This window comes from Singulisphaera rosea (assembly GCF_054877945.1).
The window spans coordinates 1-255 of record NZ_JBTYIP020000160.1; the positions used below are offsets into that span (position 1 = coordinate 1).

General features: G+C 62.4%; 1 rRNA gene. It reads left to right on the forward strand.

What is annotated here, in order from left to right:
• A 23S ribosomal RNA gene (locus tag ACYOEI_RS41565) occupies positions 1-255 on the forward strand; the annotation flags it as partial.

The window sequence follows — 255 nt, forward strand, 5'->3', positions numbered from 1 at the left end:
CCCGGGGAACTGAAACATCTCAGTACCCGGAGGAGAAGAAATCAACCGAGACTCCCTCAGTAGCGGCGAGCGAACGGGGACCAGCCTAAACCGAGTGGGATACCATTCGGGGTCGTGGGGCCGGAGTCATGGGATGAATGACCGTCAGCCGAAGTCCCTTGGAACGGGGCACCAGAGCGGGTGAGAGTCCCGTAGGCGACGTCGGAAGTTCCCCTATCCGGTACCCGAGTAGCGTCGGGCACGTGAAACCCGGCG